Source organism: Ligilactobacillus saerimneri DSM 16049, assembly GCF_000423265.1.
In the GTDB taxonomy this organism is placed as follows: Bacteria; Bacillota; Bacilli; order Lactobacillales; family Lactobacillaceae; genus Ligilactobacillus; species Ligilactobacillus saerimneri.
Genome location: NZ_KE383994.1, coordinates 2,663 through 22,191, shown reverse-complemented (window position 1 = coordinate 22,191; position 19,529 = coordinate 2,663). Strand labels below are relative to the sequence as shown.

Here is a 19,529-nt window from a genome sequence, read left to right as displayed (position 1 = left end):
CACTGTACAAGTACAGTGGTTGGCATAAGAGAGAAAGAGAATTGATTCGTAAAGAGAGTAACCATCACGGCTATCCCTCCTACGCTTTATACTATACCCCTTAAAGAAAGCGCTGTCAATGTAATAAACATAAATTTATATTATTCTCCTGAAATAATTCCTGGTACAATAAATGTATGATTATTCACTAGGGAGCAGTTTTTATGATTAACAAAAAACAATTCAAGTTCAGTCTCTGCGTAGGGATCTTTGCCACTATTATTTATGCAATCAAGTTATTATTTAAACATAAATCTGTTTTCAGCCCTTTGATGACCCTAATGCTCCAAACTGGCTACTGGTATATTATTCCTGTATATTTATTAGTCATCTTTTTCTTAGACAGTTCCATCTGCTATCTCTGTTTACGGGTCCTAAACTTTGAGATTAACATCTTACGTGAACGTTACGAATAGTTGAATAAGCAAAAAAGGAAGCTGATAACTCAACTTCCTTTTTTGCTTATTCAACTGTAACACTCTTGGCCAAGTTACGGGGCTTATCTACATCATAGCCTCGGTTCTTACTTGTATAGTATGCCAGCAACTGTGCTGGAACGATAGAAACTAGTGGTGTCAACAATGGGTGCACATCTTCTAAAACAATTTGATCACCTGGTTGGGCTAATTCACCCGCTACAATGGTAATTACATTAGCTCCCCGAGCAATCACTTCTTGGACATTACTCCGAGTATGAGCAGCAGTTGCTTTATTTGTGATAATTGCAATCACCGGAGTACCTTCTTCAATCAACGCAATTGTCCCATGCTTTAATTCCCCTGAAGCAAAGCCTTCTGTTTGCACATAAGAAACTTCCTTCAACTTCAAAGCAGCTTCAATGGCCACATCATAGTCAATTGCCCGACCAATATAGAAGGCATTTCTAGTCGTAGCTAAGTAGTCGGCAGCCAACTTTTCCACTTGATGCTTTTGGTCAACAGCTGTTTGCATAGCATTAGCCACTTTAGTCAGTTCGCTCTTAACATCAAAACTAGTGGCCGTTTCTAATTCCTGGTATTCAGCTAAAGCCTTAGTCAAGATTGCTTCCACAGCAATCTGTGCTGTATAAGCCTTAGTTGAAGCTACGGCAATTTCTGGACCAGCATACAATAATAATGTATGGCTAGCTTCGCGTGAAAGAGTGGAGTTTGGCACATTAGTGATGGTCAAACTTGGGTAGCCCCACTTATTAACTTGCTTTAAAACTTCCCGGCTGTCTGCTGTTTCCCCACTTTGCGTTAAAAAGATAAAGAATGGTTTAGGAGCCAGCAATGGTGGATTATAAGCGAATTCTGAAGCAACGTGAACTTCTGTTGGGATCCGGGTAATCTTTTCGAATAATTCCTTACCAACTAACCCAGCATGATAACTAGTCCCAGCAGCTACGATGTATAAACGATCAGCCGCGGTCATTTCTGCCAGTAACTTTTCGTCAATCTGCACGTTTCCTGCTTCATCAAAATATTCAGCCTGTAACTTATGCATTACTGCTGGTTGCTCATCAATTTCTTTCAACATATAGAATTCATAAGCACCCTTGTCAGAAGCAGAAGCGTCTTCATCCACATGGAATTGGTTACGTTCTACTGACTTACCATTTTCGTCTTCGATCTTGATTTTAGAAGCAGTGATTTCAACTACATCCCCGTCTTCTAGTTCAATAAAGTCATGGGTTACGTTAAGCATTGCCATTGCATCACTGCAGACCACATTAAAGCCTTCACCAATCCCAATCAAGAGTGGGCTCTTCTTTTTAGCCACAAAGATTTTGCCTGGTTCTTCCCGATCCATCAAGACAAAAGCATATGATGAAGAATCATCAAGCAGGCTGATTGCTTTCTTGAAAGCAGCCTTGGCGTCAAGATGGTCCTTTTTAGCTAAGTAACCGATCAATTGAACAACGACTTCAGTATCTGTTTCACTCTTAAAGTCAACATCGTGGAGGTATTCTTCACGCAACTGTTTGAAGTTACCGATTACCCCGTTGTGAACCAGATAGAAGCGCTTATCCGCTGAAAAATGAGGATGGGCATTATCCTTATTAGGAATCCCATGAGTAGCCCACCGCGTGTGTCCGATCCCGGCTAACCCGTGCACTTCAGGGCCAATTTCTGCCCGCAAATCGGCAATTTTACCTTTTTCTTTAATTAAGTAGTCAGCGCCTTGTTCATCACTAACATAGATTCCTGCTGAATCATAGCCCCGGTATTCTAGCTTTTCTAAACCATGGAGTAAAATTTCCACAGTATCTTCTCTACCTGTAACTCCTACAATTCCACACATATCTTATCGTTTCCTTTTCTATATATTAACCATATCCAAAATTGGTCTAGTTCAATACAAGCGATAATCACCCGCTTGCGACCCCAATAATATACAATTTATAGATATCTGTGTCAACCTTTTTAAAGATTGGTCTAGATTATTGGTCTAGTTTTATTTTCATTGTATACAAAAAGACTGGATGAAAACTTTGTTCTCACCCAGTCCAATAATCATTCTAAATGAACTTAATTAACGCCCATTTCGCGTTCAACAACGGCTACAATTTCACTGACATAATCATGAACCAATTCTGGAGTTTTAGCTTCCGCCATGACCCGAAGCAAGTCTTGTGTCCCACTAGGACGTACCAAGACCCGACCTTCACCGGCCATCCGCTTTTCGACATCAGCAATAACATCTTTGATCGCTTGATTATCCAAAGCAGCCTTCTTGTCGGTCACCTTAACATTGATTAATTCCTGAGGATATGTTGGCACTTCAGCTGCTAGTTCTGAAAGTGGCTTGCCAGTTTGCTTGATAACATTGAGCAATTGTAATGCTGTCAGCATCCCATCTCCAGTTGTATTGAAGTCTAAAAAGACCACGTGACCAGATTGTTCGCCCCCAACGTTGTAACCACTCTTACGCATTTCTTCCACAACATACCGGTCACCTACTTTAGTCTTAACCGAGTGTAATCCATGCTCTTCCATGGCTTTGTACAAGCCTAGGTTGGACATCACAGTTGTTACAATTGTATCCTTTTTCAGACGTCCACGTTCACTCATGTACTTCCCACAGATGTACATAATCTTGTCACCATCGATGATATTGCCCTTTTCATCCACGGCAATGCACCGGTCACCATCACCATCAAACGCCACCCCAACTTGGGCTTCAGTTTCTAAGACAAATTTAGCCAGTGCTTCTGGGTGGGTTGAACCAACCCCTTTATTGATATTCAAACCGTCAGGGTTAACCGCCATTGTTTCAAAGTCAGCATTGAGGTCAGCAAACAAACGTGAAACTAAGGCAGACGTAGAACCGTTGGCCCCATCAACCGCGATCCGCATGCCTTCTAAATCATCAGGAATCGTTTGTTCTAAGAATTGTGTATATTTAAGAGCCCCTTCACGATAATCATTGAGAACCCCTAAACCTTCAGCTTGTGGCCGTGGTAAGTCATCGGTTTCCTTTTCCAAGAGGGCTTCAATTTCTTCTTCTTGGTCATCTGACAGCTTATAGCCATCGCCCCCGAAAAACTTGATTCCGTTGTCTTCAGCAGGGTTGTGGGAAGCTGAAATCATAATTCCGGCATCAGCATCTTGCAACCGAACCAGATAAGCCACACTAGGAGTCGTAATCACCCCTAATGAAAAGACTTCAATCCCCACAGAAAGTAAGCCTGAAATTAGTGCTTGTTCTAACATTTGTCCAGAAATCCGGGTATCACGGGCTACTAAAACACGAGGTGCACGCTTATCATCCTTAGCGTGCTGAGTCAAAACATAACCCCCACACCGACCTAAACGAAAGGCCAATTCCGGTGTTAACGTCTTATTGGCAATCCCTCTGACACCATCTGTACCAAAATACTTCATAACTCATTTACTCCTTAAAATTCAATTATCATTACTAGTGCTACCAGATGTACCACTCGTTGTATCTTCTGTTGCTGAACTACTGCCACTATCTTTGGTGCCACTATTGGCTTTATCGGCAGAAGTTGTAGCTGCCACGGTATCGCTACCACTATCACTGACACTAATTTTAACAGAAATGCTCCCAGGTTCAACTGTCGTTATCCCATCTTTTCTTGGATCCAGCTGAACTGTCTGCGTAACTGTATGACTAATACCATTGATTGAAACAGGCACCTCAAGTACATCAATCTTTTGCAGGGCCGCTTTGGTTCCATGTAGTGTAACCTTTGTCGTCGCTGAAGTTAAGTCATATTGTTTACCAGCAATTCCCTGGCCACTAGTAACCAGTTTAATATTTACTTCCTTGGTGCTAGTTGCGCGATAAACCTGTACCGTTACTCGTGCAGTTTCAGGCGCAATGTTGACGTTTAAGGTCTTACCATTCGCGTCTAAGGCCCGCAGCATGACGCTCCGTGAGTAGTTATCTTTGAGCCCACTTGGCAAGGCTACATCGGCAACAATGCTGTCAATCCGGTTCACATCACTAACTGCCCCAGTCACCTGAGCTACTTGCGTATTAGCGTATGCCTTGCTGACTGCATACCCCTTAGCGATCTGATCATCATCGTAGCGAACTTGGATTGGCAGAGTAACCGACTTGCGTTTACGAATATTAAAAGTTACTTCTTCAGGAATCACTTTAACATTGAGTTCCTGGTTTAAACCAGAAGTCTTCAACTTAACCGTATGTCTCCCAATCCCTAAGTCATTCAAGTCAGCATAGACATCAAAATTACGGGTGTTTTGAACTGTCTTGACCATAGCAGCTGGCCCAGTAATCTTGACCTTAACTTTTTCTGGATAGTCACTAACAAAATATTTGTCGCTATCGAGATTGACTTTGAGATCTGTCGTCAATGTAACTGATTTAGTTGACATCAGCATCCCATCGGTTCCCGTCCCGGTATTGTTAGCATCTCTGGTCGAACTCAAGTGACCGAAATTAACATATACAAATAGCAAGATCGCGAAAATCAAGGCAACAATCCGATAAAAGAGCCGGGTGTTAAAAATACTCATACGGTGTTTCATCGTCTGCGCCCTCCTTTGAATACCCCTTCAATAAAGCGGGTCAAACCGTTACTATTCCGCTCATCCTCTTTAGGAATAAGCTCATTTTTGAGGAGTTTAAGATAATCATTCCGGGTCAAATCCCGTAGTAATTCGCTATTCTTGGTAATCGTAACTCCCCCAGTTTCTTCCGAAACCACAATTGTCAACGCATCCGTCACTTCACTAATTCCGACGGCTGCTCGGTGCCTAGTTCCCAATTCTTTGGGAATCAAGTTACTTTCGGATAAAGGTAGGTATGCAGCTGCAACCGCAATCTTGTTATCCTTGATAATAACCGCCCCGTCATGTAATGGTGTATTCGGAATGAAAGTATTAATCAACAGCGCACCTGAAATATCAGCATCTAACCGAATTCCAGTTTCGATATATTCATCTAAGCCCGTATTAATTTGAATGGTGATCAAAGCCCCGATCCGCCGCTTCGACATATATTGAATTGCCTGGTCCAAGGCGTCAACCATATGAACTTCAACGGCATTCCCCCGGCGGGATTTAACAAAAAGTGAGCCTCGTCCGAGATGTTCCAACCCACGCCGAATTTCAGGCTGGAAAATAACGATGATTGCAATAATCCCCCAGTTGATTATCTGGTCCATAATCCACGAAACCGTTTCTAAGTTAAAATACCAGGCAATCAATTTGATTACTAAAATAACCACAACACCCTTAAAGAGTTGGACAGCTTTAGTCCCGCGTAGGAGCATCATCAGTTTGTAAATGACGTACCACACGACCATGATGTCCACTAAATTGACTAGGGTATGCCAATTTAAAATGCTGTTCCAATCAATAGCCATGACCTTCCCTCCAATTTTATCTTTCATCATTATAGCACGGAACATGACAGCCTATATGACAATCTTAAAAATCCCGCTAAGACCAAGCTAATTATGGTAACTAATCTAAAAATTCTGCTACAATGATCATAATAAGTCTTGCTAATGAGGTGGTATTTATGAAGCAGACTAGTCAATGGTTAGTAAGAACGATCTTTGTTGTTTATATGATTTACATTTACTTTTTTGTTTATCGGGTCAACTCGTTTTATAGCTTCTTATTGCTCAATACTTTTCTGGCATATATTCCTATTGAGTTAGCTATGCACATGCATAGCAAACAAAACCGCTGGGTATTCTGGCTGTTCTTTTTGGTATGGGCACTCTTTTATCCTAATGCACCGTACTTGTTAACTGATCTCTACCACCTTGCCCGAGTCAATCCATACGACCCGCAGACTAATTTGATGATGTTCCACTTTGATCTATGGAAAAACTTTGCTGACCTGGTTTTAGCAGCCCTCGGCTGTACCCTAATGGGGATGTGGAGCCTTGATTATGTTGCCCATCTCGTTGCCATCCGTTTACACCAGCCTAGTCGTCTGTTTTGTTACAGCTTGGTAGCTATTTTTAATTTTTTCTCTGCCATCGGGGTCTTCATCGGACGTTTTCTTCGCCTCCATTCTATTTATCTGATTTTTGAACCACAATGGGCTCTCCAAAAAATTGCGCAAATGTGGGATCTAAAGGCATTAATTTTCATCGTAAGTTTCTTTATTATCCAAATGGCTGTTTGGATTTGTATGGAAATTTATCGGCATTCGTTACAACAATTCAATTAATAATAAAAGGCGTGCTCACTTCAGAACACGCCTTTTATTATTTATCGCTCCCAATAATGCGAACTTCGGTTTCCAAATCAACATCAAATTTTTCTTTGATCACCGCTTGGATATGGTGAATAACGTCAATATAGTCTTGGCCCGTAGCTCCAGCTACATTCACGATAAAGCCTGCATGCTTAGTCGACACTTGGGCCCCGCCAATTTGAAAGCCCTGCAACCCAGCATCATGGATCAATTTTCCGGTATAATGTCCCACTGGTCGTTTAAAAACGCTCCCGCAAGAAGGATATTCCAACGGTTGTTTAGATGCCCGCAAGAAGTTCAACCGATCCATTTCCGCCCGAATATCTTCTTTACAACCAGGACTTAACTTAAAAGTAGCTGCCAAAACGATGTCATTTTCTTCTTGAATCCGCGAATGCCGGTACCCAAAATCAAGTTCTTCATTTCGATAAGTTACTACTTTGCCTGCTGGTGTCAAGGCAGTTACAGTTGCGGCCACCTCTTTGATCTCACCACCGTAAGCCCCAGCATTCATAAAGACGGCACCTCCGACACTCCCCGGAATACCGGCCGCAAATTCCAAACCGGTCAGTCCAGCACGGTAAGCTCGTTCGGTAGTCGCAATTAGAGATGCTCCTGCTTGGGCAGTAACAATATCTCCTTGGACCGTAATCTGGTTCATCTCCGTCAAAATCAAAACTAAACCACGAATCCCACCATCACGGACGATTAAATTGCTGGCATTTCCCAGGATCGTCAGTGGTAAATCCGCCTCGTTCGCCATTGCTAATAGTTGCTTAACTTCTGCTACACTCTTAGGAAAAGCCAAGTAATCAGCTGGTCCACCCGTTTTAGTATTAGTATATTTCGACAATAATTCGTCTTGTTTGATATCAATTGTTTTAATTAACTCATTGTAAATTACTTCAGCTTGCTTCATTATTACTTAATTCCTCATCATATCGATCTTATGCATGATCAATTTTAGCACAGTACCGTTATCTTATCACATCTATGTCTGCTTGCGCTTAAATCTTTACAGTTCTTTAGTTATTGTTTCCATGTTATTATATAAACAATATTGTCAGAAAGGAAGAACGCCATGAACTTTGTTGCCTTAGACTTTGAAACTGCTAACCCTAAGCGCAATAGCCCCTGTTCTATTGCATTAACAATTGTCCGCAATAGTCAAATTGTCGATCAATTTTATTCACTAATCAAACCCCAGGGGGATTTTTTCTGGCGCAATACCCGCGTTCACGGGATCACTGCCACTGATGTTGCTAAGGCACCATCATTTGTAGAATTGTGGCCCCACATTCAGGGACTATTTACACCAGATAATTTAATCGTTGCCCACAATGCTCCCTTTGATGTCAGTGTCCTTAAAGCCACGACTAACCTCTACAATATTCCTGAACCGCATTTTCTTACCTTGGATACCGTCAAGACTAGTAAATTCTTTTTCCCTGACTTACCCAACCACAAACTGCCTACGATCACAAAGCAATTAAGCATCGAGCTTACTAACCACCACAATGCCCTGGACGACTGTCATGCTTGTGCTGCCATCCTGCTCTATCAGGCCCAACACTTTGATCCTCAGATCATTCAAAACTTTATCAAGCCTGCCTAGTAGCTACACCACACATAAACGACTGAGAGGTTGGAAAAACAAAGTTTTCCAACCTCTTTTTTAATTCGTATGCAATTGTTGTGCTAACTGGTCTACCAGAGTAGCATACCTATCCCCATGTGGAGTAAAAATGATCTTGCGCCGGTCAAAATCATCGTCATCTTTTTGGAGACGAATCATCAAAAAATCCTGGGGGAGATCTTCAGCAACAAACTGTGACCATTCAACTAAAGAAACCCCTGATCCGTTAAAGTATTCCTGCAATCCCAAATCAGCACCGCCAACCCCTTCAAGCCGGTAGACATCCATATGGTACAACGGTAACCGTCCTTGATGATATTCCTTGATCAAGTTAAACGTTGGGCTCTTAACATTGCGGTGAATCCCTAAACCAGCTGCTACTCCCTTTGTAAAAGTCGTCTTGCCCGCACCTAAGTCTCCATCCAGCAAGATCACATCACCAGCTTGAAGTAAGGGGGCTAACGCAGCTCCTACTGCTTGGGTACTTGCTGCATCCGTAGTCGTATATTCCATTCGTCACGCTCCCTTTATATCTACATCAATGACTGAGCAGCCGTCAAAATTGCTACCTTGTAGACATCCTCTGTACTTGCTCCTCGGGAAAGATCAGATACTGGTTTAGCCATCCCCTGCAAAATTGGTCCAATGGCTTCAAATCCCCCTAAGCGCTGAGCAATCTTATAACCAATGTTACCCGACTGTAATTCGGGGAAAATAAATACATTAGCGTGTCCTGCAACCGTTGAACCTGGTGCCTTCCGTTCGCCCACACTTGGAACAAAGGCAGCATCAAACTGTAATTCACCGTCGAGTTGTAGTTCAGGATCCATTTCTTGAGCTAATTTGGTTGCTTCTTGAACCTTGGTTACCATTGGTGCTTGCGCTGAACCTTTGGTTGAAAAACTCAGCATTGCCACGCGGGGCTCCATTCCAAACAACTTTGCAGTTGCAGCACTTTGGAGGGCTATTTCAGCTAGTTCCTGGGCATTGGGATCAACGTTAATCGCCGCATCCCCCATGATGTATTTTTCTTGTTCATCGTTACGCATCATCAAGAACGAAGAGCTAATCCGACTTGCCCCTGGCTGCGTCTTGATGATCTGCAAAGCCGGACGAACAGTATCACCAGTGGAATGAACAGCACCAGAAACTAAGCCATCAGCTTGCCCCATGTACACCAGCATCGTCCCAAAGTAGGTTTCATCCCGTAAAATTTTCTCTGCTTCAGCAGGCGTATTCTTGCCCTTCCGTCGCTCAACAAAAGCCGTTACCATTGCTTGATAAGCTTCTTCTGGATAAGTCTGTGGATCAATAATCTCACTTTGCTCTAAACCTGGTAGAGCCAATTTTTCTGCCGCAGCAGTAATTGCAGCCTTGTTGCCCAACAACATCGGACGGACCAAACCGTCGTCTGCCAAGCGCAAAGCAGCCGCTAACACCCGGGGTTCTGTTCCTTCCGGAAATACGATCCGTGGCTGCACTGGTTTAATCTTCGCTTTTAAAGTATCAAAAAGTTTCATTGTTTTATCTCCTTGAATAAAAATATCATTAATGTTTATTACCCCACTGGCAAGTCCACATGCTCCGGTAACTGCCAGTCAATTGGTTCTTTCCCCATTGCCACTAACGCAGCGTTAGTTTTAGAAAATGGACGTGAGCCAAAGAAACCGCGGTACGCCGACAAGGGACTCGGATGAGCTGATTCAATCACAACGTTGCGTTGGGTATCAATCAAGCTAATCTTATTGCGGGCGGCCCGTCCCCACAGAATAAAAACTACGGGATCAGGACGCTCGGATAAAAGTTGGATTGCTCGGTCAGTCAACTGCTCCCAACCTTTCCCCCGATGCGAAAAAGCCTGACCATTGCGCACTGTAAGGACCGAATTGAGCATTAAGACCCCTTGGCGAGCCCATTTTTCTAGGTAGCCATGGTTAACCGGTTTGATCCCCAGATCATTTTCCAGTTCTTGATAGATATTGACCAGTGATGGTGGGATCTTGACCCCTGGTAAAACAGAAAAACTTAGCCCATGTGCCTGGTGGGGTTCATGGTACGGATCCTGACCTAAAATAACTACTTTTACCTGGGAAAAAGGTGTCAGTTCAAACGCTTCAAAAATATGATACATGTCAGGATGAATCAAATAATGTTGGTACTCACTCTTCAAAAAATCATGTAATTTTGCATAATATGCTTTAGCAAATTCTGGCCCTAAAACTTCCTGCCAGTCGTTATGGATTAATTCTTTCAAGCTACCACCTCGCTCCTCATTCTACCACATGCCGTGCTATGATTTTAGCACATTAGTATGGACCGCCAAACTGTTATCATCAATACAATCCAGGAAAGAAAAGACCAACTATTATTTGTGGTAGAATGAAGGTAAGCATTAATTCAGAGAAAAGAAGCGAGGCGTTAGTATGATTCAGATTATTGCATCGGATATGGACGGAACTTTATTAAATGATAAGATGACCATTTCACCCCAAAATGCGGCTGCTATCAAAAAAGCCCAAGCTCAAGGGGTCCACTTCGTAGTTGCAACTGGGCGGGAGCGTAAAGAAGCTTGGCCTCTCCTTCAGGAAGCTGGGATCACTTGTCCTATGATTACCATCAACGGGGCCCAGGTTTTTGATGAAGCAGGTAAGCAACTCTCAGCTACTCCGATTCCAAAAGAACTAGCTGCCCGGGTTATTCGGAGTTTTAAGAAAAACCATCTTTATTGCGAAGTGGTGACCTCTAGGGGAACCTATTCTGATAATAAAGCCAGTCGGATCGAAAACTTCGCTCAACTGCTAGCTAACGTCAACGTAGACACGCCTTTCAAACTAGCTGTTTCCCTGGCTTCTGCACGGATGGAAATCATGAACATCCAGTACACAGATAGCTACTTTGATCTCTTGGCCGACCCGCATCTCTCTATTCTCAAAATTGTTGGTTTCAGTGCTGATGGCCCCCAAGTTTTGGATCCAATCAAGCAAGAAATGTTAACATTTGGACCTTTATCCATCACCTCATCATCATCTAACAACATTGAGGTCAATATCAAAGATGCCAATAAGGGGCACGCCCTAGCTACATTTGCCGATAGTCTCAATATCCCGTTGGATAACGTGATGGCAGTTGGCGACAACAACAATGATGTTCCCATGCTCAAAGTAGCCGGGGTCAGTTTTGCAATGGGGAATGGCTCAACTGAAGTTAAAAAACTAGCTAACTACATTACAGATATTAATACTGCTGACGGAGTAGCCAAGGCCATTGAAAAAGCGCTGACACTCGACTAATAGCCACGGATGAAGAGGAGGTGACGCTATGCGCCAACTTTATGCACGCCGGAGACAGTTTTCATTACAGGGAACTACCGTGGTGAAGGACAGCAATAATAACGTCATCTATACTTTGATGGGAGCCTGGGGTTCACGTCAAGGAGTGCTGTCTCTCTACCATATTGACGGACGTCTCGCCGCAGAGATTAAGCAACGTTCTTTAGGTGTCTTTCCCAAATTTGAATTATATCAAGGTAACCGCCAAATTGGTTCCTTACGCCGTCATTATGGTGTTGGACGGGATATGCTTTTTGTTAAACAACTTAACTGGTTGGTAATTGGTAACTTAATGACCTTCAACTACCGTGTTTTCCATGGCCGTGAACTCATCATGCAGATTACAGAAGTTGCTGGTACGAGTGGGACTGACCTTGAATTTACCATTACCCATGAGGAAGATGAACCTTTCTGCCTATGTATTGCTGCTATTCTAGACTACTGGGCTCACAGTGGTAAGCGCCAAACCAAATCCATTAAGAGTCATCATTGGCGCGCAAGTTTTAACTAATGCTAATACCTATAAACCAGGTGCCACGGCATGAACCATGGCACCTGGTTTTGCTTTATATTATATTTTCTTTTGCTCTTTCTAATTCATGGTTAATCCCTACCAGCTTCTAAAAATAAATAGCGGCATTATTTCCCAAGAAATAATACCGTTATCCGACTTTAATATCTTAATTAGTCAATTACTCTTGCTTATTACGATTCTTTTCAATTCCACTCAAACCTAAAGCACTCATAATCAGAGCTATACCAATTCCAAATTCAAGCGATGCTTGTTCATCCCCTGTCTGTGGCAACCGTTGTTTTTCAGTTATCGGAGCTAACACTCGGTGTTGTACTTTTACATTAGGCTTCTTCGCCTCAGCAACAGGAGACAAGGAAGGAAACGGTGCCACAGGTGGATCTTGTAACTCATCAATGGACTTAACCGGAACTTGCGGAGTCGGCACAGGATCCTCGGTATAAGTAACCGTCTTGATAATATCGCCAGTTGTTACATCAACCACAATCGAGTCAATCGCAGCTAAATCGGGAGTGTAGCCCGTAATTGTTGGCGTAACCACAGTATCAAACTTCCCAGTACTCCATGCTGCCCAAGTGATCGTCTCTGTCACTATGTCCTGATCGTCTTTCCGACTCAAGGTCACTGTTGTTACCCGGTCCGGTTGAGCAGTCTGACCATTAGGATAAACATAATGGATTGTTTCCGTAATAGTTTTATTTTCTGTTACTTCTTTATGTTGGTGACGGAGATGGATAATGATCGCTGGATTGTTGGTAGCTGCAAAGGTGTAATTATCCTGCCTACCACTGACATAGTCGTATCCATCGGGGATAGTGTACGTTGGGATCACTGTTTGTCCGGTGTCACCACTAATTGAATTTCCATCCCCGACTGTTTTTCCATTATTATCATCGTCCACATACTGGATTGGCACGGTGTGGTGACTGACAAAATTCATAACAACCGTGTGGTCAAAAATTGTTTGATTGTCGCTAATGTCACCCTGTGTTCCACTAAAGGTGTAATCAGGATACATTGCCTTAATCTGAGTAATAACATTGGTCAAATCATAGCTAGGACCCGTAACGCCATTTACACTATAAGTTTTGCTTTCCTTGCCATCAATCTTCACTGTAATGAAGTACTTACCATAGTGAGCACGAGCAACTACAATACTTCTGTTCGTATATGGTGTGTGCCCTGCCTCGCGTCCAACGTTACCCAAGTAAACTAAGTCCCGTTGCTTAGCAGCAGCAATGATTCCATTGATTACCTCTGTAAAGTCAAAACTACCATTGGTTCTACCACCACTAAGGTTAACATTGGCACTAACATTATGTGCAATAACCTTAGGTGTCGTGATCTTTTCATCATCACCACCTGAATCAGTTGCAGTTCCATCAAAATGGTATACGTAAGTCACATTAGTAGTGGTGTCCGTTCCATTTTGAAGCTTGTCAGGTGCCCCGTTAAGGTCACCACTAGCATTGGTGGGCAACTGGTAGTATCTAAGGTATAGTGGGGCACATCTAGTGCCTGGGTAGTATATTGGTCTCCTTTCCACTCGTAATACGGGTTCAATCCGGCTGGCAAGGCATAAGTTGTCGGGAGAGTATACCGATAAAGAACATTGCCTTTTTCGTCCCCCCCGGTGACTACTATGTCCTTGAAACGAGCATACTGAATGTAGTAAGTATCAGGTTCTTCAGCAAATTTAATATCCTGATAAGACACAGCCGGACCATCAATACTCCCCTTGGTGATCTTTAACAAGCCATAACCATGTTGAATCGGGATAAAATTATCAGGCGAAGCAGCGACTCCACCCCAATATGGGTAGACATTAGCAACATGAAATTCCCCGTTAGTTGGAACATATCCCCAATCAAGTTCGTCAAAGCCTGCTTGGATAGTTTCCCCATAGTTAACATTGAACGCCTGACCGGTGTTGGCATCAACATACTTCAAAATCACACTATCCTGATAAGCCGCAAAACTAATATCTTTGGTGGTAGTGGTCCCATCCTGGTAAGTGATAACTAAGGTTGCCTTTGCATTCCCAGGTTTGAGATTAGTAAAAACACTAGGATCCTGCCAGGTAACGCTAGCAACATTGTGCAAGTTCGCATAGTTACTTACATAAGCTGTTGGATCTGTGGAAGCATGTCCAATCCAGAATGCTTGCCGCGGTGTTACCGTAACTTCTTGCTGGTTGTCAGGAGTGGCGGTTGCCACAGCTGTTGTCCCAGTTGTCGTGTCATTAGCAGCCATGCTTTCAGTAGATGCGGTTGCTTTCTGCGTAGTCGTACTAGTGGTCGCTGTCGCCCTACCCTACTAGTGCTGCCACTACTTGCATTCGTAGTAGCCTAACTAGAAGAAGTAGCACCAGATGTTACTAGGTTCTTAGAATTCGAACTACTTGTTGCCGTGGGAGTGACTGGAGTATGGGCCATAGTGCTAGTACTACTAGCAGTTGTCCCAGTCGGTATCTCCGCTGCGTGGGCCGGATGGCCTACTCCCTAAAAGAGCGTCACTCCTATCAAAACTGATGTCACACCAAAACTAAGCTTGCGTAGCCCGTACCGTGGTTTAGTATGAGCCTGTCTTTGTTGCCGTAAATAATGATTATTGCGCGAAAGCATAGTGACTTGCCCTCTTTCAATTACAAGTGTTTCACCTACATTATATGCTTTTCACTTACGAAATTATAGCAACTGTGTTGAATAAGTTTGATAAGCTCAAAATGAACTTGACGTCATCAAAGCCACTTTTTTCCCTCTTTTCATCCGCCAAACTTTCCGAACTTGCCGCATATGAAGTTGCCAAAAACAAGCCTGAACAAAGGCACCATTTTGAGTCCACTCGCCTCTATGAGGGGTCACATCAAAGATGCGCTGCCATGATTTACGCTTTACCTGCTCTTGTTTCTTTAAGGGAAGATTCTCGAACCATGCAAATTCGGCTTCGAACTCTTCTTCATTAGTTACAAAGGGATTATAAAAATCGTTCAACACGGTATGCCAGTCATCAAAATCGCTCAAGAGGGCCTGCTCATCTGGCATCTCTAACTCCAAGCACACTTGATCGTCATAATCATGCATCGTTCGAAAATCAGGATGCTTATGCTAAAAATCCCACCGATACCACGCCCAGATCGGGTGTGTCACTCCTGTTGGTGGGAGACCTATTTGTTTTATCATTTGCTTAATCATCCACGAATAAGCCACCCTAAATTCTTCGTCCTGCAGATTTTGTGACTGGCGCGGATCGCAAGAAAATATTTGCTGCTGTTGTAACTGCTGATAGACACTGTATGGTTGGATAGTCCAAACAATCATAGCTTTGCTCCTTTAGTTTAAAGTGCACTAAGTGTACCTGATCACATGGCAGTAATCAGGGAAATTTTCTGTACTTCGTTCATAAAAATCAATTTTTTGCCGTTAAAATTTTCACCTGGGACTCTTCTTTCTCCCTGACACGATATATAAAAAATATGTGCCACTCATAAACCGCAACAAATCACTGTTTTAATTTTTGACGGACGCATAGCTACTTATATGTCGTGTGTCATTTAACAAACCAGAACGTTCTTATTTGGTTGCTTCTAAAGAGTAATTTTTGCTTTAAACAGACTAGTTTATAAAAAATCCCCATCCACGATGGATAGGGAAGTGATCTCTATTAACTTATTTTTACAATAATCACTATTCAATACTACAAGATATCTTTAGGACCCTCTTCTTTTCTTAAATAATGTCTATTTCCCAACTCATCAATATTAGCTTTCAATATTACATATCCAGGTTTGCTAAAACTCCGTTCTATAATCCCAGCGTTGCTTGCCTTTCTATAAATCTTAACTGCCTCGTAGCTATTAAACAGTGCCCTATCAATTGGCTTTAAAATCACCTTATTTCTTTGAGTTTTACTGGATCCAAAGCGTAATTCAATATCTTCTCTATCATTAATAACTTTAATTATTGAATTTCTATATAGTGAAAAACAAAATTCTACTTTGTCATTACCAACTTGCTTTCTCAATAATTGATTATAGTGTTCCCTTTTAATTCCCTTTAGATCATTCACTTCAGAAATGTCATTATACTTCAATCCAATTACTTCATAATTATTTTTCGTATGATTGAAATATACGTCACTCCGCCATGGTTTTAAACTCAATAATACGCTACGCTTATTTTTAGCATCTTCAGGTGTTATATCAATGCAACTGTTGACTTTTTTATCATAATACTTAATTTCAGTTATTTCAGGACCGTTATTTTTCTTAGCGTATTTCCTAACTTTTCCATTCTCCCGCCGATATAATTCGAAGGGACTAACATCCTTTTTATCTATCTTATCTGGATAAATATCCATAATTTCTTGTAGAATAGCAAAAGTCTTCGGATCATGATGATACATTAGTATTTTATCAGGCGTTTTAGTTATCAATTTTTTTAATGTTTTATAGTCCTTTAAGTTATAAATGTTTAATTTACCTAATCTGTAAGGTTCATTTTTTCTATCACTAGATAACTTTACATCCCTAACCGAATAAATAGTTGCGTCTGACAGTTTACGATTCATTTTCATGTCTGCCGTATGTTTAATTTTAATAACCCGGTCCATTCTTCTTACATTTTTAACAAAACCAGTAAATGGTTCCCTATACATATAACTGTTAAACTTGTTTTCAGAAATAATCTCACCTGTATCGATGTCGACCATTCCTTCCCCTACTTGCTTAGGCACCATCTTATAATTATTCTTTTTCCAAATATCCAAATATGGCGTTACAGCAATAATTGCTGCATCCTTAGCATGATGATAATAAGTATCCCTAGTTTTATAGATTTGCCATTCTCTACGTAATCTCGCAGTAAATTTTCCCCGAACTACACTTACTTTTGTAGCTAATCCCTTAGCTTTAACAAAGTCCTGTAATTCATTAAATACTACCCGCGAAGCCCATCTGGTATCCACTAAATTTCTTGCAATAAATCTCTTTCTAGTTTCCAGGTCATTTATATCGATTCGCGTTTCTAAGTTATGCTTTTTTTGTTTAGATAGGCGTTTATTATTTTTTAACATGTGACACATTTGAGTATATCCCTGTCCAAATCCATCATTGAACATTGCCCATGGTATTCTGTTTCCTTTTCTCTGATTCATTTCTCCAAGACATAAAGTTTTATTATTAAGGCTATCGTCAAAGGAAACTGAGATCGGAATAATATGGTCAATTTCATAAGCTTCCGAATTATTTAACAATTCAATTGCCGGAATTGTTTCGCCACTGTAGAGGCATCTCCCCTCTTGTTGATACCAAAGCCTGACTTTAGTCGCTAATTTTCTGTTTTTATGGAAGAAAACATCTAACTCCTTAGTACTCTTACCTAACTTATCAGCAAATGCTTTCATTGCTAAATCTTTCTCATTGAAGCTATCTTTTTGAAACTTTTGTATACTCTTCTTCTTTTCGGTTGAGTTGCGATCACGTGGTAATTCTATAACTACATATTCAATATTCGTATATTTTTTTACGATGACATTAAACATCTTAATAGCGTGACGAACTGATCTCTTAACAACTGGATCATATATGTCCTTAAGGATGTGGTCGACATCTATTTTATTTTTTAATCGATAATCAATTTTATCTTTTTTAGTAAGATGTAAATCTGTCAATATTGTCATTTGCTCTTTAGACGTATTTTCTAATTCTGGGATTAACAACTTCATTGTTTTTAATGAAAAATTATGCCACTTATTTCCACTATCCACAGCAAACAATTTTTTATTGTCTACGATTGCGTCAACTAGCTTATTATCTACGAACTCATAGTTATATTTCAGTTCCCTTATTATTCTTCTCCTTAATTCACCACTTTCATCGTTAAGAGAGATAATGTAAGCCAAATCGTCCCAAAAGATACGTTCTTCCCCATTGATGTTGACTTTATCACTCCACTGATCTGTGGAGATCCCTAGTGATGCCATTTCCCTTTTTACTCGACGATAAATCTTCATGCTATGCAACAGTGGTCTGCTCTTGGCATCAATTCGATAACCCGTTATTTCATTCTTATTTGCCTTAGTAACCTTCATTATCACTTTGAAAGCATCTAATCTTGCAGCATCACTGTTTAAAATTTCATCTACTATGTTTTTCTTTTGATTGAAAGTTAATTTTCCATCCTCACTATTTAATATCCTTAAGTTATTAAGGTCATTTAGCATATTGAAGTATTGTGCTGTGTATGTATTAGAGGCTGCTCTTTGTTCAGTTGGAAAATACTTATCTTTCCCTATTAACTCTTCATATAAGTTATCTAATACACGACCATCTGTCTTATATATTCCGTAGTTTGTTAGTGATTTTTTTGAACCTGGTCCTTTGGTGTAATCTCTCTTCCTTTTCAGTATTTTCAAAAATTTATCAATTATATCATCCGTCAATTCTGGATGATACTTTTGTTGTGTACGAAGAATTTTCTCTAACTCCAAAGCATAAGCAGTAGTTGTAAAGATGTTACGTAATGTTACATTACCATCACTTTCTACCATTCCTCGGACTTTACCGAATTTATGTAACCTATCTAATTGAATCTGTCCTGGCGTATATGTCTTTAATAGCTGTTGGTTAATAGCAACACTTGCTTTATAGTTGGAAGTTTTCTTACTTTCTTCTTCGTCTTCATAATCTTTTAAATCGTAACTCACACCTCTTCTCTTAATCATGTGCTGAATAACTGCACTAATTTCATCTTTTGTCAGGCATTCAGTCAGACCCTTAACCCTTAGTTCATAGACTTTTTGATTTGCATAAGCTATTTCTCGAAAAGCCAACTTGACATTGTCACCTTTAATAAAGCCGATATTTTGCAATAGGCGTTGACTATCTCTAAGCCGTGTATTTTTTCTACCGCTTGATCGTCTAGAATGTCTAGCGGATCTTCTGTCCTTATTATCCTCACTAGATCCTTCAGAGAAAATGTCAGATACAGCCTCTAAAACGCTTCCATTTTTTGCGTCGATTACCGCCAATCCAACTGATGAAATTCCAATATCAAAACCTATACTAACAGGCACGTTAATCTTGCTGTTCATGCAAATTCCTCCTAAATTCTAATACTCTATAAAATAGAATAGCATATCAATTTACTTAATTACTATCATACACATAAGTATTACTCAAAAACCTACACCTATTCTAAATGAGAAATTAAGTTATTCCATTACTAAGTTCTTCAGAGTACAAAAACAAGGCGGGCGCAGGTAAACCAGCAGCATAGGTTATTCCATTCCTAAGTTCTTCAGAGTA

General features: G+C 41.0%; 17 protein-coding genes and 1 pseudogene. 5 read left to right on the top strand and 13 right to left on the bottom strand.

Annotated elements, in window-relative coordinates:
• Positions 1-203: 203 nt before the first annotated feature.
• Positions 204-455: a hypothetical protein gene (locus G541_RS0108320; RefSeq protein ID WP_027827127.1), complete on the top strand. Its 252-nt coding sequence runs from the start codon at positions 204-206 to the stop codon at positions 453-455.
• A 46-nt stretch (positions 456-501) separates the two neighbouring features.
• On the opposite strand, the gene glmS is transcribed toward G541_RS0108320, so the two are convergent.
• From glmS to cdaA, 4 genes are all read right to left on the bottom strand, one after another.
• Positions 502-2,322, bottom strand: coding sequence for a glutamine--fructose-6-phosphate transaminase (isomerizing) (glmS, locus tag G541_RS0108315; RefSeq protein ID WP_027827126.1), 1,821 nt, complete (start codon positions 2,320-2,322; stop codon positions 502-504).
• A 227-nt stretch (positions 2,323-2,549) separates the two neighbouring features.
• Positions 2,550-3,905, bottom strand: a complete 1,356-nt coding sequence (glmM, locus tag G541_RS0108310; RefSeq protein WP_009550732.1) for a phosphoglucosamine mutase — start codon at positions 3,903-3,905, stop codon at positions 2,550-2,552.
• A 21-nt stretch (positions 3,906-3,926) separates the two neighbouring features.
• Entirely contained in the window at positions 3,927-5,039 is a 1,113-nt protein-coding gene (locus tag G541_RS0108305; protein WP_009550734.1) for a CdaR family protein, read from the bottom strand.
• Positions 5,036-5,878 (bottom strand): diadenylate cyclase CdaA, encoded by an 843-nt coding sequence (gene cdaA / locus G541_RS0108300; protein WP_009550736.1) that lies wholly within the window; start codon positions 5,876-5,878, stop codon positions 5,036-5,038. The genes G541_RS0108305 and cdaA overlap by 4 nt, the downstream gene beginning before the upstream one ends.
• A 158-nt stretch (positions 5,879-6,036) precedes the next feature.
• Here cdaA and G541_RS0108295 point away from each other — a divergent pair, with 158 nt between their 5' ends.
• The gene (locus G541_RS0108295) at positions 6,037-6,699 is read left to right on the top strand and encodes a DUF1361 domain-containing protein (protein WP_009550738.1); all 663 of its coding nucleotides are present in this window, start codon (positions 6,037-6,039) and stop codon (positions 6,697-6,699) included.
• Between the two features lie 37 nt (positions 6,700-6,736).
• Here the strand turns inward: G541_RS0108295 and murB are convergent, their stop codons facing one another.
• Entirely contained in the window at positions 6,737-7,645 is a 909-nt protein-coding gene (murB, locus tag G541_RS0108290; RefSeq protein WP_035163285.1) for a UDP-N-acetylmuramate dehydrogenase, read from the bottom strand.
• A gap of 162 nt (positions 7,646-7,807) precedes the next feature.
• On the opposite strand from murB, the gene G541_RS0108285 reads away from it, so the two are divergent.
• Positions 7,808-8,341: a 3'-5' exonuclease gene (locus G541_RS0108285; protein WP_027827124.1), complete on the top strand. Its 534-nt coding sequence runs from the start codon at positions 7,808-7,810 to the stop codon at positions 8,339-8,341.
• A 60-nt stretch (positions 8,342-8,401) separates the two neighbouring features.
• Here the strand turns inward: G541_RS0108285 and tsaE are convergent, their stop codons facing one another.
• From tsaE to G541_RS0108270, 3 genes are read right to left on the bottom strand one after another with little or no spacing between them, the layout of a single operon-like run.
• On the bottom strand, positions 8,402-8,875 hold the full coding sequence (gene tsaE, locus G541_RS0108280) for a tRNA (adenosine(37)-N6)-threonylcarbamoyltransferase complex ATPase subunit type 1 TsaE (protein ID WP_009550744.1): 474 nt from the start codon (positions 8,873-8,875) through the stop codon (positions 8,402-8,404).
• Between the two features lie 20 nt (positions 8,876-8,895).
• Positions 8,896-9,882, bottom strand: a complete 987-nt coding sequence (pta, locus tag G541_RS0108275; RefSeq protein WP_027827123.1) for a phosphate acetyltransferase — start codon at positions 9,880-9,882, stop codon at positions 8,896-8,898.
• 38 nt (positions 9,883-9,920) lie between these two features.
• On the bottom strand, positions 9,921-10,616 hold the full coding sequence (locus G541_RS0108270) for a uracil-DNA glycosylase (RefSeq protein ID WP_027827122.1): 696 nt from the start codon (positions 10,614-10,616) through the stop codon (positions 9,921-9,923).
• 169 nt (positions 10,617-10,785) lie between these two features.
• Between G541_RS0108270 and G541_RS0108265 the strand changes: the two genes are divergently transcribed.
• Positions 10,786-11,652, top strand: a complete 867-nt coding sequence (locus G541_RS0108265; RefSeq protein WP_027827121.1) for a Cof-type HAD-IIB family hydrolase — start codon at positions 10,786-10,788, stop codon at positions 11,650-11,652.
• A gap of 28 nt (positions 11,653-11,680) precedes the next feature.
• Positions 11,681-12,202 carry an LURP-one-related/scramblase family protein gene (locus tag G541_RS0108260; RefSeq protein WP_027827120.1) on the top strand — a complete coding sequence of 174 codons (522 nt, stop codon included), beginning with the start codon at positions 11,681-11,683 and terminating at the stop codon, positions 12,200-12,202.
• A gap of 181 nt (positions 12,203-12,383) precedes the next feature.
• On the opposite strand, the gene G541_RS0108255 is transcribed toward G541_RS0108260, so the two are convergent.
• The 5 genes and pseudogenes from G541_RS0108255 to cas9 all read right to left on the bottom strand — a co-directional run bounded on the left by G541_RS0108255 (position 12,384) and on the right by cas9 (position 19,315).
• Positions 12,384-13,703 (bottom strand): mucin-binding protein, encoded by a 1,320-nt coding sequence (locus G541_RS0108255; protein ID WP_155824570.1) that lies wholly within the window; start codon positions 13,701-13,703, stop codon positions 12,384-12,386.
• On the bottom strand, positions 13,625-14,476 hold the full coding sequence (locus tag G541_RS0108250) for a hypothetical protein (protein ID WP_027827118.1): 852 nt from the start codon (positions 14,474-14,476) through the stop codon (positions 13,625-13,627). Before G541_RS0108250 ends, G541_RS0108255 begins: the two co-directional genes overlap by 79 nt.
• Before the next feature lie 248 nt (positions 14,477-14,724).
• Positions 14,725-14,847, bottom strand: coding sequence for a YSIRK-type signal peptide-containing protein (locus tag G541_RS10825; protein WP_081654812.1), 123 nt, complete (start codon positions 14,845-14,847; stop codon positions 14,725-14,727).
• 96 nt (positions 14,848-14,943) lie between these two features.
• A pseudogene (locus tag G541_RS09790) lies at positions 14,944-15,543 on the bottom strand (DUF3841 domain-containing protein).
• Between the two features lie 376 nt (positions 15,544-15,919).
• Positions 15,920-19,315 (bottom strand): type II CRISPR RNA-guided endonuclease Cas9, encoded by a 3,396-nt coding sequence (gene cas9 / locus G541_RS0108240; protein ID WP_027827117.1) that lies wholly within the window; start codon positions 19,313-19,315, stop codon positions 15,920-15,922.
• Positions 19,316-19,529: the final 214 nt, after the last annotated feature.